General features: G+C 61.8%; 22 protein-coding genes. 3 read left to right on the top strand and 19 right to left on the bottom strand.

Annotation, left to right across the window (positions count from 1 at the left end; translation table 11 throughout):
* Positions 1 to 153: 153 nt before the first annotated feature.
* Positions 154 to 1161: an amidohydrolase family protein gene (locus ACLEJP_RS12475; RefSeq protein ID WP_440806788.1), complete on the bottom strand. Its 1008-nt coding sequence runs from the start codon at positions 1159 to 1161 to the stop codon at positions 154 to 156.
* Between the two features lie 117 nt (positions 1162 to 1278).
* Between ACLEJP_RS12475 and ACLEJP_RS12470 the strand changes: the two genes are divergently transcribed.
* Positions 1279 to 2142, top strand: a complete 864-nt coding sequence (locus tag ACLEJP_RS12470) for a pirin family protein (RefSeq protein ID WP_440806785.1) — start codon at positions 1279 to 1281, stop codon at positions 2140 to 2142.
* 29 nt (positions 2143 to 2171) lie between these two features.
* Here ACLEJP_RS12470 and ACLEJP_RS12465 read toward each other — a convergent pair whose 3' ends face one another.
* From ACLEJP_RS12465 to ACLEJP_RS12450, 4 genes are all read right to left on the bottom strand, one after another.
* The gene (locus tag ACLEJP_RS12465; RefSeq protein ID WP_440806783.1) at positions 2172 to 2897 is read right to left on the bottom strand and encodes a dienelactone hydrolase family protein; all 726 of its coding nucleotides are present in this window, start codon (positions 2895 to 2897) and stop codon (positions 2172 to 2174) included.
* Positions 2898 to 2975: 78 nt separating this feature from the next.
* The gene (htpG, locus tag ACLEJP_RS12460) at positions 2976 to 4880 is read right to left on the bottom strand and encodes a molecular chaperone HtpG (RefSeq protein WP_186688238.1); all 1905 of its coding nucleotides are present in this window, start codon (positions 4878 to 4880) and stop codon (positions 2976 to 2978) included.
* A 69-nt stretch (positions 4881 to 4949) separates the two neighbouring features.
* A complete protein-coding gene (locus ACLEJP_RS12455) occupies positions 4950 to 5432 on the bottom strand; it encodes a PaaI family thioesterase (protein ID WP_440806780.1) in 483 nt (160 codons plus the stop codon).
* Positions 5429 to 5905 carry a PaaI family thioesterase gene (locus tag ACLEJP_RS12450; RefSeq protein WP_440806777.1) on the bottom strand — a complete coding sequence of 159 codons (477 nt, stop codon included), beginning with the start codon at positions 5903 to 5905 and terminating at the stop codon, positions 5429 to 5431. Before ACLEJP_RS12450 ends, ACLEJP_RS12455 begins: the two co-directional genes overlap by 4 nt.
* A 154-nt stretch (positions 5906 to 6059) precedes the next feature.
* Between ACLEJP_RS12450 and ACLEJP_RS12445 the strand changes: the two genes are divergently transcribed.
* Entirely contained in the window at positions 6060 to 6344 is a 285-nt protein-coding gene (locus tag ACLEJP_RS12445; RefSeq protein ID WP_086978461.1) for a hypothetical protein, read from the top strand.
* Positions 6345 to 6411: 67 nt separating this feature from the next.
* Here the strand turns inward: ACLEJP_RS12445 and ACLEJP_RS12440 are convergent, their stop codons facing one another.
* The 11 genes from ACLEJP_RS12440 to sdhC all read right to left on the bottom strand — a co-directional run bounded on the left by ACLEJP_RS12440 (position 6412) and on the right by sdhC (position 20607).
* A complete protein-coding gene (locus ACLEJP_RS12440; RefSeq protein WP_440806774.1) occupies positions 6412 to 7164 on the bottom strand; it encodes a DUF599 domain-containing protein in 753 nt (250 codons plus the stop codon).
* 313 nt (positions 7165 to 7477) lie between these two features.
* Positions 7478 to 8791, bottom strand: coding sequence for a branched-chain amino acid transport system II carrier protein (gene brnQ, locus ACLEJP_RS12435; RefSeq protein WP_440806772.1), 1314 nt, complete (start codon positions 8789 to 8791; stop codon positions 7478 to 7480).
* A gap of 486 nt (positions 8792 to 9277) precedes the next feature.
* Entirely contained in the window at positions 9278 to 10162 is an 885-nt protein-coding gene (gene sucD / locus ACLEJP_RS12430) for a succinate--CoA ligase subunit alpha (RefSeq protein WP_004376004.1), read from the bottom strand.
* Complete coding sequence (gene sucC, locus ACLEJP_RS12425; protein WP_003254205.1) at positions 10162 to 11328, bottom strand: ADP-forming succinate--CoA ligase subunit beta; 1167 nt, start codon at positions 11326 to 11328, stop codon at positions 10162 to 10164. Before sucC ends, sucD begins: the two co-directional genes overlap by 1 nt.
* 169 nt (positions 11329 to 11497) lie before the next feature.
* Positions 11498 to 12934, bottom strand: coding sequence for a dihydrolipoyl dehydrogenase (gene lpdA / locus ACLEJP_RS12420; protein WP_013973439.1), 1437 nt, complete (start codon positions 12932 to 12934; stop codon positions 11498 to 11500).
* Positions 12935 to 13031: 97 nt separating this feature from the next.
* The gene (gene odhB, locus ACLEJP_RS12415; RefSeq protein WP_170030852.1) at positions 13032 to 14246 is read right to left on the bottom strand and encodes a 2-oxoglutarate dehydrogenase complex dihydrolipoyllysine-residue succinyltransferase; all 1215 of its coding nucleotides are present in this window, start codon (positions 14244 to 14246) and stop codon (positions 13032 to 13034) included.
* Between the two features lie 42 nt (positions 14247 to 14288).
* Entirely contained in the window at positions 14289 to 17120 is a 2832-nt protein-coding gene (locus ACLEJP_RS12410; RefSeq protein ID WP_225778551.1) for a 2-oxoglutarate dehydrogenase E1 component, read from the bottom strand.
* Positions 17121 to 17366: 246 nt separating this feature from the next.
* Positions 17367 to 18071, bottom strand: a complete 705-nt coding sequence (locus ACLEJP_RS12405; RefSeq protein ID WP_011534752.1) for a succinate dehydrogenase iron-sulfur subunit — start codon at positions 18069 to 18071, stop codon at positions 17367 to 17369.
* Between the two features lie 11 nt (positions 18072 to 18082).
* Entirely contained in the window at positions 18083 to 19855 is a 1773-nt protein-coding gene (sdhA, locus tag ACLEJP_RS12400) for a succinate dehydrogenase flavoprotein subunit (RefSeq protein WP_289135914.1), read from the bottom strand.
* Positions 19856 to 19858: 3 nt separating this feature from the next.
* Positions 19859 to 20227: a succinate dehydrogenase, hydrophobic membrane anchor protein gene (gene sdhD, locus ACLEJP_RS12395; protein WP_003254214.1), complete on the bottom strand. Its 369-nt coding sequence runs from the start codon at positions 20225 to 20227 to the stop codon at positions 19859 to 19861.
* Positions 20221 to 20607, bottom strand: coding sequence for a succinate dehydrogenase, cytochrome b556 subunit (gene sdhC, locus ACLEJP_RS12390; RefSeq protein ID WP_012315350.1), 387 nt, complete (start codon positions 20605 to 20607; stop codon positions 20221 to 20223). The genes sdhD and sdhC overlap by 7 nt, the downstream gene beginning before the upstream one ends.
* Positions 20608 to 20959: 352 nt before the next feature.
* On the opposite strand from sdhC, the gene gltA reads away from it, so the two are divergent.
* Positions 20960 to 22249 (top strand): citrate synthase, encoded by a 1290-nt coding sequence (gene gltA / locus ACLEJP_RS12385; protein ID WP_085625400.1) that lies wholly within the window; start codon positions 20960 to 20962, stop codon positions 22247 to 22249.
* Positions 22250 to 22351: 102 nt separating this feature from the next.
* Here gltA and ACLEJP_RS12380 read toward each other — a convergent pair whose 3' ends face one another.
* The 3 genes from ACLEJP_RS12380 to ACLEJP_RS12370 all read right to left on the bottom strand — a co-directional run bounded on the left by ACLEJP_RS12380 (position 22352) and on the right by ACLEJP_RS12370 (position 23849).
* Complete coding sequence (locus ACLEJP_RS12380) at positions 22352 to 22960, bottom strand: START domain-containing protein (protein ID WP_440806765.1); 609 nt, start codon at positions 22958 to 22960, stop codon at positions 22352 to 22354.
* A 28-nt stretch (positions 22961 to 22988) separates the two neighbouring features.
* On the bottom strand, positions 22989 to 23243 hold the full coding sequence (locus ACLEJP_RS12375) for a YkgJ family cysteine cluster protein (RefSeq protein ID WP_440806763.1): 255 nt from the start codon (positions 23241 to 23243) through the stop codon (positions 22989 to 22991).
* A 129-nt stretch (positions 23244 to 23372) separates the two neighbouring features.
* Positions 23373 to 23849, bottom strand: coding sequence for a hypothetical protein (locus ACLEJP_RS12370; RefSeq protein ID WP_440806761.1), 477 nt, complete (start codon positions 23847 to 23849; stop codon positions 23373 to 23375).
* Between the last annotated feature and the right edge of the window lie 17 nt (positions 23850 to 23866).

Raw genomic sequence — 23866 nt, 5'->3', positions numbered from 1 at the left:
GACGAAAACGCCCCGACTGGTTCGGGGCGTTTTCATTTGTATCGCCTGTGCCGGCCTCTTCGCGGGCACGCCCGCTCCCACAGGGGCCCCATGGCATTCAGGCTTGTGGTGACCCTGTGGGAGCGGGCATGCCCGCGAAGAGGCCGGCACAGGTCACTGGCGAACTTTGGGCAACACCGCCAGAAAATTCTCCCGGGCCACTTTGTTGGCCACCTGTTCCGGCAATGCATCCAGAAACGGCCTGAACCCGTGCATCTGCTCCCCAAGGCTGCCAAACCGCCCTACCACATCCGAGCCCAGCATGAAGCGCTCCGGGTACTTCTCGACCAGGGCCAGCCACGCCTTGCGCGGCACGCCCTTGTCGTCCAGCAGGTAGGGCTCCAGCACGCTCCACGACAGGTCGACATACAGGTTCGGGTAATCCTCCAGCAACCGCGTCAGCACCGGCAGGAGAAAATCCATCTGCGTCTGGTGCCGGTGAATTTCCATGCTGGTACCGGCGTGCGCCCAGATGAAACGCGTGTGCGGGTGATTGCGCAGCGGCTCTTCGATCTCTGCCAGGTACAGCGGGTTGCGCTCGCGCTTGGAGGTGATATTGGAATGCAGCAGCACCGGCAGGTCGCGCTCGGCCGCCAGGTGGTAGATGCGGGTCATGGCTTCGTTGTTGGCGCGCGGTGTGTCGCCGCTGGTCAGCGCCGTCAGGTCGTCATGCCGGGTGAACACCTCGCCGATGCCCTGCCACAGCCCCGGGTACAGATCGAGCATGCGCTCGATATGGCTGACGGCATTCTTGTCTACCGGGTTGAAGCCGGTCAGGAACGGGTGAAAGCGTTTGCGCTGCGCCGGCGGCAACTGCTGCAGTGCCGCCGCCACATAGGTGTCGGTGGCGCTGTACCAGTAGGCATCGGCGTCGTCACCCGCGTAGTAGCGCGGGCGCTTGGGCTCGTCTTCATGCCATTTCTTGGCCACCGGGATGCCGGAAATCATCGATTGCTCGATGCCTGCAGCATCCATCGCCTTGATCAATGCCGACATGCCTTCGCTTTCCTGGAAGAAATCGACGTAGTGCAGATGCGCATCACTGTAGCGGTAGTCACGCGCCTGTACCGCCTGGCACAACCAGGCGGACAACAGCGCGCAGGCCAGCGCTCGGGCTATCATGGGCAGGGTCCTTTTGCGAATACCGACCCAGTAGACCGGCAGCCCAGCGAGACGGTTCAGCCGAGGCAGACAAACCGCTATGCTTGGGGCATTTCCACCGTGCCTGGAGCCCGTCCCATGAGCAGCCCCTTGGTCATCCACCCGCGTGCCGAATCGGTCGAGGGCCAGCCGATCCTCCGGCCGCTGCCGTCGGCCCAGTGCCGCAGCGTCGGCCCGTTCGTGTTTTTCGACCACATGCTCGAAACCGACTATGCCCCGGGGCATGGCATGGACATCCGCCAGCACCCGCATATCGGCCTGTCTACCCTGACCTACCTGTTCGAAGGGGCAATACTGCACAAGGACAGCCTCGGCTCGGCACAGCGGGTGCTACCGGGTGACGTCAGCTGGATGACCGCAGGCAGCGGCGTGGCCCACGTCGAGCGCACGCCCGAGGATGCCTTGGCGCATGGCTCGCGCCTGCATGGGTTGCAGGTATGGCTGGCATCGCCGCGCGCGCAGGAACAAGGCCCGGCGAGCTACAGCCATTACCCGGCTGCCAGCCTGCCCGTCAGTGACAGCCTGGGGGTGCGCATCTGCATGATCGCCGGCAGCGGGTTCTGCCTGGAATCACCGGTGGCAGTGCTTTCCCCTACCCTTTACGCCTACGTGCAAATGCAGCCGGCGACCACCTTGCGCGTCCCGACCGAGCATGCCGAGCGGGCGTTGTACCTGCTCGATGGCGAGCTGGTGATGAACGATGAGGAGGTGGAGCCGTGCAGCCTGGTGATCCTGCCGGAGGGCGAAGAGGTGACGCTGTATGCGGAGGGTGAGTGCCAGCTGGTGCTGATTGGCGGTGCGCCACTGGATGGTCCACGGCGAATGAACTGGAATTTTGTCGCCAGTGATGGAGAACTGATCGAGCAGGCCCGGGCCAGGTGGGCCGCTGGGGACTGGCCGGTGGTACCGGGAGAGACGTCGAGAATCGAGTTGCCACGCTGATTGGGGCCGCAAAGCGGCCCCAGGCCAGGTCAGCGCTGGAACACTTCAGTCAGCAGATTATGCATCGCGCGGAACGCCCGCTCCGAGGTACGCCGGTCATACTGCATCTTGCCTGGCACATTGGCGCTCGGGTCGGTAAACGAATGCACTGCGCCGCCATAGCTGAGCAATTGCCAATCGACCTTTGCCGCGTTCATCTCGTCCTCGAACGCCGGCAGCTGCTCTTTCGGCACCAGCGGGTCCGAGGCGCCGTGCAGCACCAGCACCGCGCCCTTGATGCGCTTGGCATCCGCAGGGTCCGGCGTGTCCAGGGTGCCATGGAACGACACCGCCGCGCGCAGGTCGGCGCCAGAACGTGCCAGCTCCAGGGCACAGCAGCCACCGAAGCAGAAGCCGAACGTGGCCACCTTGCCCGGCTCCAGCAGCGCCTTCGACTGCCCCAGCAGCTGGGCCAGGGCTTCCTGCATGCGCTTGCGCAATTCGCCACGGTCGTTCTTCAGCGGCATCATGGCCGCACCCGCCTCGTCGGCATTAGACGGGCGCAACGATTGCCCGTACAGGTCGGCAATCAGCACCACATAGCCCTTCTCGGCCACTTCCTTGGCGATGCGCTCGGCCCCTTCGCCAATGCCCATCCAGTTCGGCGCCATCACCAAGCCAGGGCGGCGGAGCGCACCCGGCTCATACACCAGGCGGCTTTCGTAGGTCTTGCCGGAGAGGTGGTAGACCAGCGATTCGACGATTACTTTGCTCATCAAACACTCCTTTGCCACTCATGATCACAATGCCCGCCATGAAAAAAGCCCGCCGAAGCGGGCTTTTCATCCATCAACTCAAGCAGACAGCTCGACCAGCAGCTTGTTCAGGCGACGAACGTAAGCCGCAGGGTCCTTCAGGCTGTCACCGGCTGCCAGGGCCGCCTGATCGAAGAGGATATGCGACAGCTCGGCGAAGCGGTCTTCGCTCTGCTCGTTGTCCAGCTTCTCGATCAGCGGGTGGGTCGGGTTGAACTCGAAGATCGGCTTGGACTCCGGCACCTTCTGCCCGCTGGCCTCGAGGATCTGACGCATCTGCAGGCCCAGGTCCTGCTCACCGATGGCAAGAATCGCCGGCGAGTCGGTCAGGCGGTGCGACACGCGAACTTCGGCCACGCTGTCACCCAGTGCGCCCTTCAGGCGCTCGACCAGGCCTTCCTTCTCCTTGGCGACTTCTTCCTGGGCTTTCTTGTCTTCTTCCGAATCCAGCTTGCCCAGGTCCAGGTCGCCGCGGGCGACGTCGACGAAGGCCTTGCCGTCGAACTCGTTGAGGTAGCTCATCAGCCACTCGTCGATACGGTCGGTCAGCAGCAGCACTTCGATGCCTTTCTTGCGGAAGACTTCCAGGTGCGGGCTGTTCTTGACCTGCGCATACGATTCGCCGGTCAGGTAGTAGATCTTGTCCTGGCCTTCCTTGGCACGGGCCAGGTAGTCGGCCAGGGCAACGCTCTGCTCGCCGCTGTCGTCCTGGGTGGAGGCGAAGCGCAGCAGGCCGGCGATCTTCTCCTTGTTGGCGAAGTCCTCGGCCGGGCCTTCCTTCAGCACCTGGCCGAAGTTTTTCCAGAAGCCCTTGTACTGCTCGGGTTCGTTCTTCGCCAGCTTCTCCAGCATGTCCAGCACGCGCTTGGTCAGCGCGGTCTTCATCGAGTCGATGATTGGGTCTTTCTGCAGGATTTCACGCGACACGTTCAGCGACAGGTCGTTGGAGTCGACCACGCCTTTGATGAAGCGCAGGTACAGCGGCAGGAACGACTCAGCCTGGTCCATGATGAACACGCGCTGCACGTACAGCTTCAGGCCGCGTGGTGCTTCGCGCTGGTACAGGTCGAACGGCGCGCGCGCCGGCACGTACAGCAGCGAGTTGTATTCGAGCTTGCCTTCGACCTTGTTGTGGCTCCAGGCCAGCGGGTTCTCGAAGTCGTGGCCGATGTGCTTGTAGAACTCCTGGTATTCCTCGTCCTTGATCTCGGTACGCGGACGGGTCCACAGGGCGCTGGCACGGTTGACGGTTTCCCATTCCTGGGCTGGCTGCTCCTCGCCTTCGGCGGCAACCTGCTCCTTCGGCAGCTGGATCGGCAGGGCAATGTGGTCGGAGTATTTCTTGACCACGTTGCGCAGGCGCCAGCCATCGGCGAACTCCTGCTCGCCCTTCTTCAGGTGCAGGACAATGCGGGTACCGCGCTGCGGCTTGTCGACGGTGGCGACTTCGAACTCGCCCTCGCCCTTCGACGACCAGTGCACGCCTTCGGCGGCCGGCAGGCCGGCGCGGCGGCTGTACACGTCGACCTTGTCGGCGACGATGAAAGCGGAGTAGAAGCCCACACCGAACTGACCGATCAGGTGCGAGTCCTTCTTCTGGTCACCGGTGAGGTTCTTCATGAAGTCGGCGGTGCCGGACTTGGCGATGGTGCCCAGGTGGGCGATGACGTCTTCGCGGCTCATGCCGATGCCGTTGTCCTCGAGGGTCACGGTACCGGCGTCCTTGTCGAAGCTCAGGCGAATCTTCAGGTCGGCGTCGTCCTCGAACAGCTCTGGCTTGGCCAGGGCCTCGAAACGCAGCTTGTCGGCGGCGTCGGAGGCGTTGGAGATCAATTCACGCAGGAAGATCTCCTTGTTCGAATACAAGGAATGGATCATGAGGTGCAGCAGCTGCTTCACCTCGGTCTGGAAGCCCAGCGTTTCTTTTTGAGTCTCCACACTCATGGTCTTCAAAACTCCGATCTGATGGCAGTTGGCGCCGGCGGCCGGTTCGGCCTGCGTTAACGGCGGATGTCATGCAGATGGGGGCTGCCCGGATGATTTCAAGGGCGTTTCCGGTTCGATCTTGAAATGCGCACGGGCGGTGGCAATCGGCGCCTGCCGGTCGCCCTGCCAAGCCGTGATCGCCACATTGGTCACCCGCCGCCCCTGGCGCCATAGCTGGCACTGGGCATAGGTATCGCGAAAGTGCCCGGCGCGCAGGTAGTCGATGGAAAAGTCGATGATCTTCGGAATGCTCGCGCTCTCGCTGTAGATCAACAGATAAAGGGCTGCCGACAACTCCATGAAGCCTGCAATCACCCCGCCGTGGATCGCCGGCAGCAGCGGGTTGCCGATGTTGTCCTGGCTGGCCGGCAGGCGGAACAGCAGATCATCGCCCTGGCGTTCGCATTCGATGCCGATCAGGCTGGCATAGGGAATCAGCGCCAGTAAAGGCCGGTAATCGCCAACCGCGTGGGCGGCGTTGAGCTGCTGGCGAACCGCGTGCGGAATCATGCGCCGCCCTCCTTCAGGCTGTTGCCGAAACGGATGCCACCCTTGATCTGCTGGCCCAGGCGCATGAACGTACCCACTACCTGGCAGATCGGTTGCGCCGGGTCGTCCTGGTAGGCCGTGCCACGGGTAAAGATTACGTCGCGGGTTACCCGATAGCACTGGGCGTGACCGTAGATGGCCTTGCCGGCTTCGGCCGGGTGCATGTAGTCGATGCGCAGGTCCAGGGTCGGGCACACTTCGAAACGCGGTAGCACGCACAAGGTGGCCATGCCGCAGGTGGTGTCCATCAGCGTGGTCAGCGCGCCGCCGTGCACGGCACCGGTCTGCGGGTTGCCGACAATGGCCGGCGACCAGGGCAGGACCAGGGTCATGCCATCGGCATCGGCCTGGGCCACGCGCATCTGCAATAACTGACAATGTTGCAGCGCCGAGAGAAAACGCTCGGCCATGGCCTTCAAGGTTGCATCGCTCATAGGCTGTTACCACCCACCTTGCCACTGCGGCATAAATTCGTTAAAAAGTCTATATAGAAGAGGATGTTATATATGTGTAACCTTCGCGGAACTTATTCCGCGTAGTTGGACTCGAAGGAACAAGTCACTTATTCCACCAAGGAGAAACACCCCCATGCGTAAACCTTTTGCTTTTGCTCTGATGCTGGCCGCTGCCATGGGCCTGGCTGCTTGCGATAAAGCGAGCGAAGACAAAGCCCAGGACGCACAGCAACACGCCGAGCAAGCCCAGGAAAAAGCGGGCGAAGCTCAGGATAAAATGAACGAGGCTGCCAAGGAAAACGCCGAAGCCGCCAAAGATCAGGCCGAAGCCGAGCAGAAGGCTGCCGAAGAAGCCGCTCCGGCTACTCCGGCTCCGGAAGCCGCGCCAGCCACCCCGGCCGAACCTGCCAAGCAGTAATCGGTCTACACAAAAAAACCCGACATGGTCGGGTTTTTTTGTGCCTGAAAACAGCAAGTAAAACGTTTCAGTTGTTTACGCCCACAGCGTGTTCCCTCGGCACTTCGGTTGGCAGACTTTCAGTGGGTGTGAATACCATCACATCCAGCACGTCCGAATGGAACTCGCGGCGGTACAGAATCAGCACCACGCCCACACTCATGGCCATGAATAACCACGGGCTGATGAACCAGCTCAACATGGCCATGCCGAAGTAATAAGAACGCAGCCCGAAGTTGAACTGGTTGGCTGCCAGTGACAACACCCTTGCCGCCCGCGAGGCGAATGCCTTGCGTTCCAGTTCATTGACCAGGCGCTCGCCGATCATCGGCGCCGAACCCACCAGCACTGCGGCGAAGTTGTACTGGCGCATGCACCAGCTGAAGGTGAAGAAGGCGTAGACGAACACCATTGCCAGGCACAACAGCTTGATCTCCGACATGCCCTGCGAGGTTTGTTGCACCAGCGGCAGGTCCGCCAGCAATGACAGTGCCCGGTCGGAAGCGCCGAGCACAGTGAGGATACCCGCCAGGATGATCAGGGTACTGGAGGCGAAGAACGACGCGTTGCGCTCAAGGTTGCCAATTACGCTGGCATCGGCGATGCGGTTGTCACGCAACAGCATGCGGCGCATCCAGTCCTCACGGTAGAGATGCAGCACGCTGGCCAGGCACGCGGTGTCGCGGCCCTTCCAGATGGCATAGCGGGTGTAGCCGCCCCAGCACAAGGCGAACCAGGCGATGGCCAACAGGTTGTTGAGATTGCTTTGGATGAAGTTCATGCAGGGTTCCCGAGCGGGCCAGATACCTGAAGGATAGGGACCGGATTTCGACGCTGGCAAGCGGCAAAAGGCACACATCCATCCTGATATTTGTACTGCTCATCCCGGCCTCTTCGCGGGCACGCCCGCTCCCACAGGTACACCGCCAATTCTGAGGCTTGCGCTTTACCTGTGGGAGCGGGCGCGCCCGCGAAGAGGCCGGTGCAGGCAAACAAAAAGCCCCGTATCCTCTCGGATACGGGGCTCTTTTGGGCTTCCACCCTTGGCGAGCACCTTGTGGCTTGTGGCCAGTGCCGCCCTCAGGCTTCGACTGTCAGGCCAGCGCTTCGCGCGGCTTGCCCAGCAGGCGGTCGCAGGCCACGGCGCCGACCAGGGTCACCACCGAAGGCACCAGCCAGGCCAGGCCCTGGTCGCTCAGCGGCAGGTGGGCCAGGAAGTCCGGCAGCACGTGGGCAATGCTGCTGCCCTTGATGGCATCGACCATGCCGAACAGCAGCGACACCAGCATCACTGGCGCCAGGATGCGGGTCGGCGAGTTCCACAGCTCTTTAACGAAGCTCAGGCCGACCACCACGATGCAGGGTGGGTAGATCGCGGTGAGCACCGGGATCGAGAACATGATCAGCTTGGTCAGGCCGAGGTTGGAAATCAGCAGCGAGAAGCCCGCCAGGATCACCACAAGGGCACGGTACGACAGCGGCAGGATCTGGCTGAAATACTCGGCGCAGGCGCAGGTCAGGCCGACAGCGGTGACCAGGCACGCCAGTGCGATCAGCACGGCGAGGAAGCCGCTGCCCAGCGAGCCGAAGGTGTGCTGCACATAGGCATGCAGCACCGCCGCGCCATTGGTGGCACCCGCCGCGATCTCGTGGCTGCCGGCGCCCAGGCGGAACAGGCTTACGTACACCAGGGCCAGGCCGACACCGGCGATCAGGCCGGCGATGATCGCATAGCGGGTGATCAGCTTCGGCGACTCGACCCCGCGCGAGCGGATGGCATTGACGATGACGATACCGAATACCAGGGCGCCCAGGGTGTCCATGGTCAGGTAGCCATCGGAGAAGCCCTTGGAGAAGGCCGCGGCGGCATAGGCCGGCTGCGCTTCACCCATGGTCCCGGCGGGCAGTGCGAAGGCGGCGATGCCCAGCACCGCCAGGGCGATGATCTTCAACGGCGCCAGGAAGCGGCCCACGGTATCGAGCAACTTGCCCGGGTACATGGACACCGCCAGCACCACGAGGAAGTACACCAGGCTGTAGATGAACAGTGCCAGCGGGCTTTCGCCGGTCAGCGGTGCCACACCCACTTCGAACGACACGGTCGCGGTGCGCGGGGTGGCGAACAGCGGACCGACCGACAGGTAGCACACGGCCGCCAGCAGGCCACCAAAGAACTTGCCGATCGGGCTGCTAAGGGCATCCATACCGCCACCGACCTTGGCCAGGGCGACCACGGTGATGACCGGCAGGCCCACGGCGGTAACCAGGAAGCCCAGGGCGGCCATCCATACGTGCGGGCCAGACTGCAGGCCGACGATAGGCGGGAAGATGATGTTGCCCGCGCCCACGAAAAGCGCAAACGTCATAAAGCCAAGCGCCAGGATGTCCTGGCCTTTTAAAACTTTCATTTAAGGTAGTACCACACTGCTGAAATCGGGATTCGAGAAGGGATTTCCCCATGGGTTGGGGGAAATGCTGCCCGGCTTGATAAGCCAGACCCGTTTAGCGTGTCGTTCCCTTTTGGGGGACGGGCACAGAGTGAGCGCGTAGGGTAACTGTTTTGTCACTTAAACGCACTGGCACAGTGCTGCTTGTCCGATGTGCGTATGTGTTTGTCGTCTGTGCAACCGCGGGACGGTCAGGATTATCCCGATATCGGGAAATTCGTCTGCCTGAAAATTCCTATCAAACCCATCGAAAAATCAATATTGCCTGTACCGGCCTCTTCGCGGGCTTGCCCGCTCCCACAGGAGATCTCCACATTCCGAGCCTGTGGTGATCGCCTGTGGGAGCGGGCAAGCCCGCGAAGAGGCCGGTACAGGAATACCCAACCCCCGGAAACGACAAAGGCCACCCGAAGGTGGCCTCTGTGCGCGTGGGGGGGTGCAGCGGTATTACTTCTTGACTTCCCAGCCAGTCAGCTCGGCCAGGGCCTTGCCGATGTCAGCCAGGGAACGCACGGTCTTCACACCAGCGTCCTGCAGGGCAGCGAACTTCTCGTCTGCAGTACCCTTGCCGCCGGAGATGATGGCGCCAGCGTGGCCCATGCGCTTGCCCGCCGGAGCGGTAACACCAGCGATGTAGGAAACGACAGGCTTGGTGACGTTGGCCTTGATGTAGGCCGCAGCTTCTTCTTCAGCCGAACCGCCGATCTCGCCGATCATGACGATCGCCTCGGTCTTCGGGTCTTCCTGGAACAGCTTCAGGATGTCGATGAAGTTGGAGCCTGGAATCGGGTCGCCACCGATACCGACGCAGGTCGACTGGCCGAAGCCGGCGTCGGTGGTCTGCTTGACCGCTTCGTAGGTCAGGGTGCCGGAACGCGAAACGATACCGACCTTGCCTGGCAGGTGGATGTGGCCTGGCATGATGCCGATCTTGCACTCGCCCGGGGTGATGACGCCTGGGCAGTTAGGGCCGATCAGGGTCACGCCCAGCTCGTCGCACTTGACCTTGGCATCCAGCATGTCCAGGGTAGGAATGCCTTCGGTGATGCAGACGATCAGCTTGATGCCGCCGAAGGCCGCTTCCAGGATCGAGTCCTTGCAGAAAGGAGCCGGAACGTAGATGACCGAAGCGTCAGCGCCGGTGGCCTCTACCGCTTCTTTCACGGTGTTGAACACCGGCAGGCCCAGGTGGGTGGTGCCACCCTTGCCTGGGGTTACGCCGCCGACCATCTTGGTGCCGTAGGCGATGGCCTGTTCGGAGTGGAAAGTACCCTGCGAGCCGGTGAAGCCCTGGCAGATAACCTTGGTGTCTTTATTGATCAGGACGCTCATTACTTGCCCTCCGCAGCTTTGACAACTTGTTGAGCAGCGTCGGTCAGGCTGGTTGCCGCAATGATGTTCAAACCGCTTTCTGCCAGTACTTTAGCGCCCAGTTCGGCGTTGTTGCCTTCGAGGCGAACGACCACCGGAACCTTGACGCCGACTTCTTTCACTGCACCGATGATGCCTTCGGCAATCATGTCGCAGCGAACGATGCCGCCGAAGATGTTGACCAGAACGGCCGCGACATTGCTGTCGGACAGAATGATCTTGAACGCTTCGGTAACGCGCTCTTTGGTAGCACCACCGCCAACGTCGAGGAAGTTGGCCGGCTTGCCGCCGTGCAGGTTGACGATGTCCATGGTACCCATGGCCAGGCCGGCACCGTTGACCATGCAGCCGATGTTGCCTTCGAGGGCAACGTAGTTCAGTTCGAACTTGGCAGCGTGGGCTTCACGGGCGTCGTCCTGCGACGGGTCGTGGAAGGTTTTCAGCTTCGGCTGACGGTACATGGCGTTGGCGTCGATGTTGATCTTGGCATCGAGGCAGTGCAGGTCGCCGTCGGCCTTGATCACCAGCGGGTTCACTTCCAGCAGCGCCAGGTCGTGGTCCTTGAACAGCTTGGCCAGGCCTACGAAGATCTTGGCGAACTGTTGAACCTGCTTGCCTTCCAGACCCAGCTGGAACGCCAGTTCACGGCCCTGGAACGGCTGAGCGCCGACCAGCGGATCGATCGTGGCCTTGAGGATCTTTTCAGGGGTTTCGTGAGCGACTTTCTCGATGTCCACGCCACCTTCGGTGGAGGCCATGAACACGATACGGCGGCTCGAACGATCGACTACAGCGCCCAGGTACAGCTCTTTGGCGATGTCAGTGCAGGATTCGACCAGAATCTTGGAGACGGGTTGACCGTTGGCATCGGTCTGGTAGGTAACCAGATTCTTGCCCAACCACTGTGCAGCGAACGCCTTGGCGTCTTCTTTGCTGCGAACCAGCTTGACGCCGCCCGCCTTGCCGCGACCACCCGCGTGAACCTGGGCTTTTACCACCCACTCGTTCCCGCCGATCTTGTCGCAGGCTTCTGCCGCTTGCTCAGGGGTATCGACAGCGAAACCCTTGGAAACTGGCAGGCCGTATTCAGCGAACAGCTGCTTACCCTGATACTCGTGAAGATTCATGCTTTTTACCGTCTTCGTTAGGTACTGCGCTTCGGCGCTGCGCCATTGGGCGCCGCACCACCTGTGACCGTTGACCCCGGTTTTCCCGTGTGATCCGGTCCGGCGGACTTTCCGCGGTGAGTCATGCACGCAAGACTCACGACGGGCAGCCCGCCGTGGTTTCTTATAATTAACGCTTCTTACGGTTGGCCACGTGAATGGCGCCGCCATTCACAGCCAGCGCTGCTTCATGCAACGCTTCGGACAGGGTCGGATGGCTGAAGACCATCATGCCCAGGTCCTCGGCACTGGTGCCGAATTCCATTGCGATTGCACCCTGCTGCACCAGTTCGGCAGCCGATGGGCCAATCACGTGTACACCCAGGACGCGGTCGGTCTTGGCATCGGCGATGACCTTGACGAAACCACCGGTGTCGTTGGCAGCCATCGCACGGCCGCTGGCCGCGAACGGGAAGGTGCCCACGTTAACCTCAACGCCCTCGGCCTTCAAGGCCTGTTCGGTCTTGCCGACCCACGCGATTTCCGGGTGGGTGTAGATGACCGACGGGATCAGGTCGTAGTTCATCTGAGCCTTGTGGCCCTTGATGCGCTCGACCACCATGATGCCTTCTTCCGAAGCCTTGTGGGCCAGCATCATGCCGCGTACCACGTCGCCGATGGCGTAGACGCCCGGCACGCTGGTGGCGCAGTAGTCGTCGACGAAGATGTAGCCACGCTCGTCGATGGTCACGCCGCTGTCGGCAGCCAGCAGGTCAGTGGTCACCGGGCGACGGCCGACCGCGACGATCAGCTTGTCGAAGGTGATCTTCTGTTCGCCATTGGCGTCGGTGTAGGTCACTTCAACTTCGTTGCCGTTGACTTTCGAACCGGTGACGCGTGCGCCCAGCTTGATGTCCAGGCCTTGCTTGGTCAGGGTCTTCTGGGCTTCTTTCGACACGGCGGTGTCGGCAGCCATCAGGAAGGTGTCCAGGGCTTCCAGGACGGTGACTTCGGCACCCAGGCGCGCCCATACCGAGCCCAGCTCGAGGCCGATCACGCCAGCACCGATTACGCCCAGGCGCTTCGGCACGGCCTGGAATTCCAGGGCACCGGTGGAGTCGACGATGACGTTCTGGTCGACCGGAGCCGGCGGAATGTCGATCGGGCGCGAACCGGAAGCCAGGATCACGTTCTCGGCTTCGATGACTTCGGTGGTGCCGTCAGCCTTGGTGACTTCGACCTTCTTGCCCGCCAGCAGCTTGCCGTGGCCCTGGATCGAGGTCACGCCGTTGGCCTTGAACAGGGTGGCAACACCACCGGTCAGGTTCTTGACGATGCCAGCCTTGCGGCCAACCATCGCGGCGACGTCCATCTTCACTTCGCCAGTGGAGATACCGTGGACATTGAAGCTCTCTTTGGCTTCCTTGTATTTCCAGGAGCTGTCCAGCAGCGCCTTGGAAGGAATGCAACCCACGTTCAGGCAGGTGCCGCCCAGGGCCAGCTTGCCCTCGGCGTCGGTGTATTTTTCGATACAGGCAGTCTTCAGACCGAGCTGTGCGGCCTTGATGGCAGCCACATAGCCGCCAGGACCTGCACCAATCACCACTACGTCGAATTTCTGGGTCATAAAAGATTCCTTTTTTAGCTTCAAGCGACAAGCTGCAAGCCGCAAGACCGGCAGGCTTCAAACTGAAGCCTGCCGCTTGCCGCTTGCAGCTGCGCGATTAGATGTCCAGCAGCAGGCGAGACGGGTCTTCCAGCAGGTTCTTGATGGTGACCAGGAAGGTTACCGCTTCCTTGCCGTCGATCAGGCGGTGATCGTACGACAGCGCCAGGTACATCATCGGGCGAATCACGACCTGGCCGTTGATGGCCATCGGGCGCTGGATGATGTTGTGCATGCCGAGGATGGCGGCCTGCGGCGGGTTGACGATCGGGGTCGACATCATCGAACCGAAGGTACCACCATTGGTGATGGTGAAGGTGCCACCGGTCATCTCTTCGATGGCCAGCTTGCCGTCACGGGCCTTCTTGCCGAAGGTGGCGATGCCGTTCTCGATTTCCGCCAGGCTCATCGACTCGGCGTTACGCAGTACCGGTACCACCAGGCCACGGTCGCTGGACACGGCAACGCCGACGTCGGCGTAGCCATGGTAGACGATGTCGTTGCCATCGATCGAGGCGTTCACGGCCGGGAAGCGCTTCAGGGCTTCGGTAGCGGCCTTGACGAAGAACGACATGAAGCCCAGGCGCACGCCGTTGTGGGTCTTCTCGAACAGGTCCTTGTACTTCGAACGCAGGGCCATGACTTCGGTCATGTCGACTTCGTTGAAGGTGGTCAGCATGGCCATGCTCGACTGGGCTTCGACCAGACGCTCGGCGATCTTGGCACGCAGGCGGGTCATCGGCACGCGCTTCTCGGTGCGGTCGCCAGCGGCAACCACAACCGGGGCAGCAGCGGCAGCTGGCTTGGCCGCCGGGGCCGGGGCCGACTTCTTGTTGGCGACGGCAGCGACGACGTCTTCCTTGGTGATGCGACCACCTTTGCCAGTGCCGGCAACGCTGGCCAGGTCGATGCCGTTTTCTTCAGCCAGCTTGCGCGCGGCCGGGGCGGCAACCGGGTCTTCTTCGCCAGCGTCGGCAGCAGCGGCAGCCGGAGCAGCAGCGGCCGGGGCGGCGGCTGGAGCAGCGGCGGCAGCACCGCCTTCAACGATCGAACCCAGCACTTCGTCGGACAGGACGGTGTCGCCCTCGCCCTTGACGATGGCGCCCAGTACGCCGTCGGCGGTAGCCAGTACTTCCAGGACGACCTTGTCGGTCTCGATGTCGACGATCAGCTCGTCACGCTTGACGGCATCGCCCGGCTGCTTGTGCCAGGTGGCAACGGTGCCATCGGCAACCGATTCCGGGAAGGTTGGGGCTTTGATCTCGATAGCCATTATCAGTGTTTCCTTAAATTCGGTTTCAGGTGCGCGAAGGCGTTAGACAGTGAAGGCGTCTTGCAGCAGTTTTTCCTGCTGTTCGGCGTGCTTCGAAGCGTAACCACAGGCTGGCGCGGCGGAAGCGTCGCGGCCGGCGTATTCCAGGACCAGTGCCTTGTTGTGGCGGCCCAGGATACGGCGCATGTGGTGCTGGCTGCTGTACCAGGCGCCCTGGTTCATCGGCTCTTCCTGACACCAGACCGCATGCTTGAGGTTGGTGTACGGCGCCAGGATTTCGACCAGGTCGTCCTCCGGGAACGGATACAGCTGCTCGATACGCACGATGGCGATGTCTTCGCGGCCTTCGGCACGGCGTTTTTCCAGCAGGTCGTAGTAAACCTTGCCACCGCACAGGATCAGGCGTTCGACCTTGGCCGGATCGAGGCTGTCGATTTCCGGGATCACGGTCTGGAACGAACCTTCTGCCAGGTCCTCGAGGGTCGACACGGCCAGTTTGTGGCGCAGCAGCGACTTCGGCGTCAGGACGATCAGCGGCTTGCGCAGCGGACGAATGACCTGGCGACGCAGCAGGTGGTAGATCTGGGCCGGAGTGGTCGGTACGCAGACCTGGATGTTGTGCTCGGCGCACAGCTGCAGGTAACGCTCCAGGCGCGCGGAGGAGTGCTCCGGGCCCTGCCCTTCATAACCGTGTGGCAGCAGCATGGTCAGACCGCACAGGCGGCCCCACTTGTGCTCGCCGCTGGTGATGAACTGGTCGATCACCACTTGCGCACCGTTGGCGAAGTCACCGAACTGGGCTTCCCAGATCACCAGCGCGTTCGGCGTGGTGGTGGAGTAGCCGTATTCGAAGGCCAGTACCGCCTCTTCCGACAGGAACGAGTCGTACAGTTCGAACTTCGGCTGGCCCGGGAACAGGTTCTTCAGCGGTACGTAGGTGCTGGCGTCCTTCTGGTTGTGCAGCACCGCGTGACGGTGCGAGAAGGTGCCACGGCCGATGTCCTGGCCGGTCATGCGGATCGGGTGACCTTCGAACTGCAGGGTGGCGTAAGCCATGGTCTCTGCATAACCCCAGTTGATCGGCAAGCCACCGGCCTGCATCTTCTGGCGGTCTTCGTAGATCTTGGCGACCTGGCGCTGCACGACGAAGCCTTCCGGGATCTCCAGCAGCTTGGCCGACAGTTCCTGCAGGGTCTTGAGGTCGAAGCGGGTGTCGTGACGCGCGGTCCAGGCATGGCCCAGGTACGGACGCCAGTCGACGAACAGCTCGCGGTTCGGCTCCTTGACCAGGCTCTTGACCACGTGCAGGCCGTTGTCCAGCGCGTTGCGGTACTCGTCGATCTTGGCCTGGGCGCGCTCGGCATCGATGCGGCCGGCCTGGATCAGTGCATCGGCGTACAGCTCACGGGTGGTGCGCTGCTTGCTGATCTGCTGGTACATCAGCGGCTGGGTGCCGTTCGGTTCGTCGGCCTCGTTGTGGCCGCGACGGCGGTAGCAGACCAGGTCGATGACCACGTCACGCTTGAACTGCATGCGGTAGTCGATGGCCAGCTGGGTCACGAACAGCACGGCTTCCGGGTCGTCGCCGTTCACGTGCAGGATCGGCGCCTGGATCATCTTGGCCACGTCGGTGGCGTACTCGGTGGAGCGCGCATCCAGCGGGTTGCTGATGGTGAAACCGACCTGGTTGTTGATCACGATGTGCACGGTGCCGCCGGTCTTGAAACCGCGGGTCTGCGACATCTGGAAGGTTTCCATGACCACGCCCTGGCCGGCGAATGCGGCATCGCCGTGGATCGAGATCGGCAGTACCTTGTCGCCAACGGTGTCGTTGCGGCGGTCCTGGCGGGCGCGCACCGAACCCTCGACCACGGGCGAGACGATTTCCAGGTGGGACGGGTTGAACGCCATGGCCAGGTGCACTTCGCCACCCGGGGTCATCACGTTCGAGGAGAAGCCCTGGTGATACTTCACGTCACCGGAGCCCAGCTCGTTCATCTTCTTGCCTTCGAACTCGTCGAACAGCTCGCGCGGGTTCTTGCCGAAGGTGTTCACCAGCACGTTCAGGCGGCCACGGTGGGCCATGCCGATCACGACTTCCTTGGTGCCGTAGGAGCCGGAACGCTGGATCATCTCGTCCAGCATCGGGATCAGGCTTTCGCCGCCCTCGAGGCCGAAACGCTTGGTGCCCGGGTACTTGGTGCCCAGGTATTTCTCGAGGCCTTCACCGGCGGTCACGCGCTCGAGCAGGTGGGCCTGCACGTCGGCGGAGAACTCCGGACGGCCGCGCACGCTTTCCAGGCGCTGCTGGAACCAGCTGCGCTGCTCGGAGTCGACGATGTGGGTGAACTCGGCGCCAATGGTGCGACAATATGTCTTCTGGAGCGCCTCGACGATCTCGCGTAGGCTCGCCTCCTCTTTGCCGATGAACAGGTCGCCGGCACGGAAGGTCGTATCAAGATCGGCATTGGTCAAGCCGTAGTGATTGATCGACAGGTCTACAGGCGCTGGACGCTGCCACAACCCCAACGGGTCGAGCTTGGCAGCCTGATGGCCGCGCATGCGATAGGCCTGGATCAGTCGCAGAACTTCAACCTGCTTCTTCTCGTGTTCACTGCTCACGCTCCCGGCAGATACCGGTTGGGCGCGGCGCTGGTTCTTCGCCAGCAGTACGAAATGGTCGCGGATTGTCGAGTGCGATACATCGGTAGCGGTGCTGCCGTCGGCGGGCAACTTCTGGAAGTAGGTGCGCCACTCTTCTGGCACAGCGTTAGGGTCGTGCAGGTAGAGCTCATAAAGCTCTTCCACATATGCAGCGTTACCACCTGAAAGGTGGGCGCTTTCCCACATGCGCTGCATCACGCTTTCTTGCATGCTTGGTCACCCTCGGTTAGGGGACTGATCGGCGAGAGCCACAGCAAACCTGGAAAAGTCCGAACACAGCGACTGAACCACGCCACTTGGATCCTGCTGATTTTCCGGGTACCAGCCCGGAAAGCCCCTGCTGGTCTCATATCTTCATAGGTAATGAACGCAGGCTTTGTGGGCCTTTGTTCGGGTTTTACCTCAGTGCGGGCTCACCGCCCGCACCTCGGCTTACTGCAGGTACAACGCTTTGTATCAGGTACCGCTTTGCAGCAGCATGTTACGTACGTGACCGATTGCCTTGGTCGGGTTCAGACCTTTAGGGCAAACGTTGACGCAGTTCATGATCCCGCGGCAGCGGAATACGCTGAACGGGTCATCCAGGGACGCCAGGCGCTCCTGGGTCTTGGTATCGCGGCTGTCGGCCAGGAAGCGATAGGCCTGCAGCAGTGCAGCGGGGCCCAGGAACTTGTCCGGGTTCCACCAGAACGACGGGCAGGAAGTCGAGCAGCAAGCGCACAGGATGCACTCGTACAGGCCGTCCAGCTTGTCACGGTCTTCCGGCGACTGCAGACGCTCGATAGCTGGCGCCGGCGTGTCGTTCTGCAGGAACGGCTTCACCTTCTCGTACTGCTTGTAGAAGATGCTCATGTCGACGACCAGGTCACGAATGACCGGCAGGCCCGGCAGCGGACGCAGGATCAGCTTGTTGCCCTTCACCACCGCCGACAGCGGAGTGATGCAGGCCAGGCCGTTCTTGCCGTTGATGTTCATGCCATCGGAACCGCAAACGCCTTCACGGCACGAGCGACGGTAGGAGAACCCTTCGTCCTGCTCCTTGATCAGTGCCAGCACGTCCAGCACCATCAGGTCCTTGCCGCCGGTATCGACCTGGAAGGTCTGCATTTTCGGCGCGGAATCGGTGTCCGGGTTGTAACGATAAACTTCGACTTGCAACATAGCGGCCACCCTTAGTAAGTCCGGACTTTTGGTTCGAAGGCTGGAACAGTCTTCGGCGCAAAGTTGACGCCACGCTTGGCGACGCGCTTCTCACCCGGGTAGTACAGGGTGTGGCACAGCCAGTTTTCGTCGTCACGGTCTTCGTAGTCTTCACGGGCGTGAGCGCCGCGGGACTCTTTACGGGCTTCGGCCGCGATGGCGGTAGCTTCGGCGACTTCCAGCAGGTTCTGTAGTTCCAGTGCCTCGATACGCGCAGTGTTGAAGGCCTTGGACTTGTCGTTGATCTTGACGTTGGCGATACGGTCGCGCAGACCGGCCAGCTGCTCGATACCCTTCTGCATGTATTCACCAGTACGGAATACACCGAAGTAGTTCTGCATGCAGCTCTGCAGCTCGCGCTTCAGGCTGGCAACGTCTTCACCGGTGGTGCGCTCGTTCAGCTTGTTCAGGCGGTTCAGGGCAACATCGACGTCGGTGTCGCTGGCGTCGCGGTATTCCACGCCTTCGCTCAGCGCCTTCTCCAGGTGCAGGCCGGCAGCACGGCCGAACACCACCAGGTCGAGCAGCGAGTTGCCGCCCAGGCGGTTGGCACCGTGCACCGATACGCACGCCACTTCACCTACGGCGAACAGGCCAGGGATGATCTGGTCGTTGCCTTCGGCGTCCATGGTGATGGCCTGGCCGTGAATGTTGGTGGCAACGCCGCCCATCATGTAGTGGCAGGTCGGAATGACCGGTACCGGCGCGACCACCGGGTCGACGTGGGCGAAGGTCTTGGACAGTTCGCAGATACCTGGCAGGCGGCTGTGCAGCACTTCCTCGCCCAGGTGGTCCAGCTTCAGCAGTACGTGGTCCTTGTTCGGGCCCACGCCGTTGCCGGCGATGATTTCCTTGACCATGGAACGGGCGACCACGTCGCGGCCGGCCAGGTCCTTGGCGTTCGGCGCGTAACGCTCCATGAAGCGCTCGCCGTGGGCGTTGATCAGGTAGCCACCTTCACCGCGGCAACCTTCGGTGACCAGTACACCGGCGCCGGCGATGCCGGTCGGGTGAAACTGCCACATTTCGATGTCCTGCACCGGTACGCCGGCACGCAGGGCCATGCCCACGCCGTCACCGGTGTTGATCAGGGCGTTGGTGGTGGAGGCATAGATACGGCCGGCACCGCCAGTGGCCAGTACGGTGGCCTTGGACTTGATGTACAGGGTTTCGCCGGTTTCGATGCAGATCGCGATCACACCCACGAACGCGCCGTCCTGGTTCTTCACCAGGTCTACGGCGTAGTACTCGTTGAGGAAGGTGGTGCCGGCTTTCAGGTTGCCCTGGTACAGGGTGTGCAGCAGCGCGTGACCGGTACGGTCGGACGCGGCGCAGGTACGGGCAGCCTGCCCGCCTTTGCCGAAGTCCTTGGACTGGCCACCGAACGGACGCTGGTAGATACGACCGGTTTCGGTACGCGAGAACGGCAGGCCCATGTGGTCCAGTTCGAAGACCGCAGCCGGGCCTTCCTGACACATGTATTCGATAGCGTCCTGGTCACCGATGTAGTCGGAGCCCTTGACGGTATCGTACATGTGCCAGCGCCAGTCGTCGTTCGGGTCGGCCGAGGCGATGGCGCAGGTAATGCCGCCCTGGGCGGATACAGTGTGCGAACGGGTCGGGAAGACCTTGGTGACCACGGCGGTCTTGTGGCCGCCTTGAGCCAGCTGCAGCGCAGCGCGCATGCCGGCACCGCCGCCACCGATGATGATGGCGTCGAAAGAAATGGTTGGAATGCTAGCCATGGATCAGATACCCCAGAGAATCTGCACACCCCAGACGAAGTAAGCGAACATCGCAACGCCGCATACCGCCTGGAACAGGAAACGAATCGCAGTTGCCGACTTGCCGAACGACATTGGCGTCAGGTAGTCGGTGGCGATGGTCCACATGCCGACCCAGGCGTGAGCGCCCAGGGCAACGAGGGCCAGCAGACTGAAGATCCGCATCGCGTTGTTGGAGAACAGACCATGCCACTGGGTGTAGTCGATGCCTGGGTGGGCGACCACGTAGCCGATCAGGAACAGGAAGTAAGCCGCGAGAACGACCGCAGAAACGCGCTGCGCCATCCAGTCATAGAGACCCGAACGCGACAGGTTCGTGACATTGGTTACCATACCCAAACTCCCACCAGAACGATCAGCACCACGGAGATGACGATCACGATTTTCGAGCCCAGCTTGCCGCCTTCCAGCGTCTCACCGATACCCATGTCCATGATCAGGTGACGCACACCTGCCACGAGGTGATAAAGCAGGGCGGACAGCAGGCCCCAGGTCACGAACTTGGCCAGCGGGCTGGTCAGACACGCCTTCACCTCGCCGAAGCCTTCCTCGGAACCCAGCGACTTGCCCAGTGCATAAAGCATGATGGCAAGGCCGAGGAACAGGATGACGCCGGAGATACGGTGCAGGATGGACGTGTACGCAGTGACGGGGAGCTTGATGGTCCTTAGGTCTAGGTTTACAGGTCGTTGGCTTTTCACGGCTTTTTTCACACTGAAGAGCCCCTAGCGAATCAGGGCAAAGTTGTTGGTAAGTGTACTGGTCAGGTACCCACCACCCAGGGAACGGCGACCCCCAGCAGTTCGGGCTTGCAAGCCCCTGGCGGTCGGGTTGCGAGTATAGACAGTTAGGCTGCTTATGACAACGTGACGGGGTAGCCCAAATAGCGCATTGCCTTTAACGGACAAAAGGCGTAAATGGGCGAGAATTTCGCGAAAAACCAGGCCTCAATGCCTGTTTCAACAAGCCTTTAGGCAAATTGACTTCTGAATTTATCCCTCTATAGTGGTGCGGGCCCTGCGTGGGGGGTCTGTCTGATGATTTCAAGCATTAATAGGAGGCCACATGGCTGACAAAAAAGCGCAGTTGGTCATCGAGGGCGCTGCCCCCGTCGAGCTGCCCATTTTAACCGGCACCGTTGGTCCTGATGTAATCGACGTCCGCGGGTTGGGGGCCACTGGTCACTTCACCTTCGACCCTGGGTTCATGGCGACCGCTTCGTGCGAGTCGAAGATCACCTACATTGACGGCGACCAGGGTATCCTGCTGCACCGCGGCTACCCGATCGAGCAGCTCGCCGAAAAGTCCGACTACCTCGAAACCTGCTACCTGCTGCTCAACGGCGAACTGCCGAATGCCGAGCAGAAGGCCCAGTTCGTCAGCACCGTGAAGAACCACACCATGGTTCACGAGCAGCTGAAGTCCTTCTTCAACGGCTTCCGCCGCGATGCCCACCCGATGGCGGTGATGTGCGGCGTGGTCGGCGCCCTGTCGGCGTTCTATCACGACTCCCTGGACATCAATAACCCGCAACACCGCGAGATTTCCGCGGTGCGCCTGGTCGCCAAGATGCCGACCCTGGCCGCGATGGTGTACAAGTACTCCATGGGCCAGCCGATGATGTACCCGCGCAACGACCTGTCGTACGCGGAAAACTTCCTGCACATGATGTTCAACACCCCGTGCGAGATCAAACCGATCAGCCCGGTGCTGGCCAAGGCGATGGACCGGATCTTCATCCTCCATGCCGACCACGAGCAGAATGCCTCCACCTCCACCGTTCGCCTGGCCGGTTCGTCGGGTGCCAACCCGTTCGCCTGTATCGCCGCCGGTATCGCCGCACTGTGGGGCCCGGCCCACGGCGGTGCCAACGAAGCGGTGCTGACCATGCTCGATGAAATCGGCGATGTCTCGAACATCGACAAGTTCATCGCCAAGGCCAAGGACAAGAACGACCCGTTCAAGCTCATGGGCTTCGGCCACCGCGTGTACAAGAACCGCGACCCGCGCGCCACCGTGATGAAGCAGACCTGCGACGAAGTCCTGCGCGAGCTGGGCATCAAGAACGACCCGCAGCTGGAACTGGCCATGCGCCTGGAAGAGATCGCCCTGACCGATCCGTACTTCATCGAGCGCTCGCTGTACCCGAACGTCGACTTCTACTCGGGGATCATCCTCAAGGCGATCGGCATTCCGACCAGCATGTTCACCGTGATCTTCGCCCTGGCACGTACCGTGGGCTGGATCTCGCACTGGAAAGAAATGCTCTCCAGCCCGTACAAGATCGGCCGCCCACGCCAGCTGTACACCGGCGAGCAGAAGCGCGACATCGTTGCGCTGCAGGACCGCAAGTAAGCTTCGCTAGCCGAACGCAAGAAGGCTGCCCTCGGGCAGCCTTTTTCATTTCTGTTCGACGCGATACGGTTTTGTGGGAGCGGCCCTCACCAGGGCCGTTCCTCAGTTTTTCTCAGCCCGCTCGCGCAACCCTTTCAGGGTATTGAACGGCGCATCCACCACGAACTTGTTGGCCACCATCGCCGGCACGCTACCACCCGGCTCGGTGTGCACCTGATAAGTCACTTCGGTGCTGTCACCCTTGGGCACCAGCTTCCAGAAGCCTTCAACCTTCGCTACCCGCACAAAGCCTTTCTCTTCCGGGATGTAGGTCGGCTCTTCCTTAAGGTTGCGCACCAGGCTGCCATCTGCGCCCTTGACCGTGGTCACATGCAACACCGAGTCACGCGGCGTCACCGGCCATGGCGTATTGAACTGGGTATAGGTCCAGACCTGGTCACCTTCCTGCTTGAGCACCTTCTGCGTCTTGCATTCGTGGATCCACGCGCAGGCCCCGACCACATCCTCCTGCAGCGCCTGCACCTTCGCCAACGGCGCCTTGATCAGGGTTACCCCGCGGTAGGCCTTGTACTTGGAACCGGCCACTTCACTGAGCGATACCTTGATCCCCTCCTCATCCTTGGCCACCTGCCAGTTCTCGGCCCAGGCCACAGGGGACAGCAGAACACCCATGCCACACAGCAGTGCAATACGCTTGAACGGTCTCATCATGTTTATCCTTGTTGTCGAAGATCCAGCCTCACGCCGCCGTCATCTGCTCCCACCAGCCAAGCATCCTGATCGCCTCGTCACGGTCGCTGCCGCACACCTCGACATCGGCCTGGAAACCGCCGCACACCGCGGGCCGTTCGGGCTTGCCGAACAGGTCGCAGAGGTTGTCGGCGGTCAGGTGCAGGCAGCGCTCGCCAGCCGGCTTGCCGTTGGGCATACGCGGCATTGCAGAGCTGATGGACGGGGCAATGCAGCAGGCACCACAACCCTCACGGCATTTCATGGCAACTCACCAAGATCAGGACTCCCTGGAGCAAAACGGGACGAACGTCCCTGGATAGTAACCGCTCAAACAGTCGTTTGAAATTACTGGCACGATGAAATGTGCCATGACCCGCCAGTCAGTTACTGGCTACTGGCGGTACTCGAAATCGATCGCCGCCCCTTCTACGTCACGACGGCTGTCATTGCGCAGCTGTAGCTGCATTTCGTTATTGATCAACCGGCCATTGAGCTGGAACGGGCTGTCGTCGGCCTCTGGCTTTTCCGTGAACAGCGGTGGCAGCAAAGGCTTGCGGCGCTGGATCGGCGAAGGGTCACCAACCTCCGGCTCCAGCTTGTCGACCATATCGGTGGGCAGGCTGAGATCGAGCCTGGCCTTGGGCAGCGGCTTGGCCACCGCCTGGCTTATCGGCTTGCGCGCCGGCTTGACCTTGCTTTTGGCAGCCTTGCTTGCCGCCGGCTTCTGCGCGGGCTTCGCCTGCGCCTTGTGTGCCGGTTTGCCCTGCGCCGCCTGCGCCGGGCCGGCCGGCTGCGCGGCCTGGCTCGCACCAAGGTAGCAGAGCGGAGCAAGGCACAGGATCAAGGCAAAACGACGCAGAGCTTTCATGGCAAAAGGACAGGCTG

Origin of the sequence: Pseudomonas sp. SMV7, from assembly GCF_052041995.1 — a bacterium.
In the GTDB taxonomy this organism is placed as follows: Bacteria; Pseudomonadota; Gammaproteobacteria; order Pseudomonadales; family Pseudomonadaceae; genus Aquipseudomonas.
This window is presented reverse-complemented; position numbering and strand designations above follow the sequence as displayed.

Excerpts from the sequence above, each read along its gene's own strand:
- sdhD (WP_003254214.1), bottom strand. The coding sequence starts at position 20,227 with ATGGTAACCAATGTCACGAACCTGTCGCGTTCGGGTCTCTATGACTGG.
- ACLEJP_RS12450 (WP_440806777.1), bottom strand. The coding sequence starts at position 5,905 with ATGAGCGATGCAACCTTGAAGGCCATGGCCGAGCGTTTTCTCTCGGCG.
- gltA (WP_085625400.1), top strand. The coding sequence starts at position 20,960 with ATGGCTGACAAAAAAGCGCAGTTGGTCATCGAGGGCGCTGCCCCCGTC.
- ACLEJP_RS12455 (WP_440806780.1), bottom strand. The coding sequence starts at position 5,432 with ATGATTCCGCACGCGGTTCGCCAGCAGCTCAACGCCGCCCACGCGGTT.
- ACLEJP_RS12375 (WP_440806763.1), bottom strand. The coding sequence starts at position 23,243 with ATGAAATGCCGTGAGGGTTGTGGTGCCTGCTGCATTGCCCCGTCCATC.
- ACLEJP_RS12440 (WP_440806774.1), bottom strand. The coding sequence starts at position 7,164 with ATGAACTTCATCCAAAGCAATCTCAACAACCTGTTGGCCATCGCCTGG.
- odhB (WP_170030852.1), bottom strand. The coding sequence starts at position 14,246 with ATGGCTATCGAGATCAAAGCCCCAACCTTCCCGGAATCGGTTGCCGAT.
- ACLEJP_RS12410 (WP_225778551.1), bottom strand. The coding sequence starts at position 17,120 with ATGCAAGAAAGCGTGATGCAGCGCATGTGGGAAAGCGCCCACCTTTCA.
- lpdA (WP_013973439.1), bottom strand. The coding sequence starts at position 12,934 with ATGACCCAGAAATTCGACGTAGTGGTGATTGGTGCAGGTCCTGGCGGC.
- ACLEJP_RS12370 (WP_440806761.1), bottom strand. The coding sequence starts at position 23,849 with ATGAAAGCTCTGCGTCGTTTTGCCTTGATCCTGTGCCTTGCTCCGCTC.
- sdhA (WP_289135914.1), bottom strand. The coding sequence starts at position 19,855 with ATGGCTAGCATTCCAACCATTTCTTTCGACGCCATCATCATCGGTGGC.
- sucD (WP_004376004.1), bottom strand. The coding sequence starts at position 10,162 with ATGAGCGTCCTGATCAATAAAGACACCAAGGTTATCTGCCAGGGCTTC.
- htpG (WP_186688238.1), bottom strand. The coding sequence starts at position 4,880 with ATGAGTGTGGAGACTCAAAAAGAAACGCTGGGCTTCCAGACCGAGGTG.
- ACLEJP_RS12465 (WP_440806783.1), bottom strand. The coding sequence starts at position 2,897 with ATGAGCAAAGTAATCGTCGAATCGCTGGTCTACCACCTCTCCGGCAAG.
- brnQ (WP_440806772.1), bottom strand. The coding sequence starts at position 8,791 with ATGAAAGTTTTAAAAGGCCAGGACATCCTGGCGCTTGGCTTTATGACG.
- ACLEJP_RS12445 (WP_086978461.1), top strand. The coding sequence starts at position 6,060 with ATGCGTAAACCTTTTGCTTTTGCTCTGATGCTGGCCGCTGCCATGGGC.
- ACLEJP_RS12470 (WP_440806785.1), top strand. The coding sequence starts at position 1,279 with ATGAGCAGCCCCTTGGTCATCCACCCGCGTGCCGAATCGGTCGAGGGC.
- ACLEJP_RS12475 (WP_440806788.1), bottom strand. The coding sequence starts at position 1,161 with ATGATAGCCCGAGCGCTGGCCTGCGCGCTGTTGTCCGCCTGGTTGTGC.
- sucC (WP_003254205.1), bottom strand. The coding sequence starts at position 11,328 with ATGAATCTTCACGAGTATCAGGGTAAGCAGCTGTTCGCTGAATACGGC.
- ACLEJP_RS12380 (WP_440806765.1), bottom strand. The coding sequence starts at position 22,960 with ATGATGAGACCGTTCAAGCGTATTGCACTGCTGTGTGGCATGGGTGTT.
- ACLEJP_RS12405 (WP_011534752.1), bottom strand. The coding sequence starts at position 18,071 with ATGTTGCAAGTCGAAGTTTATCGTTACAACCCGGACACCGATTCCGCG.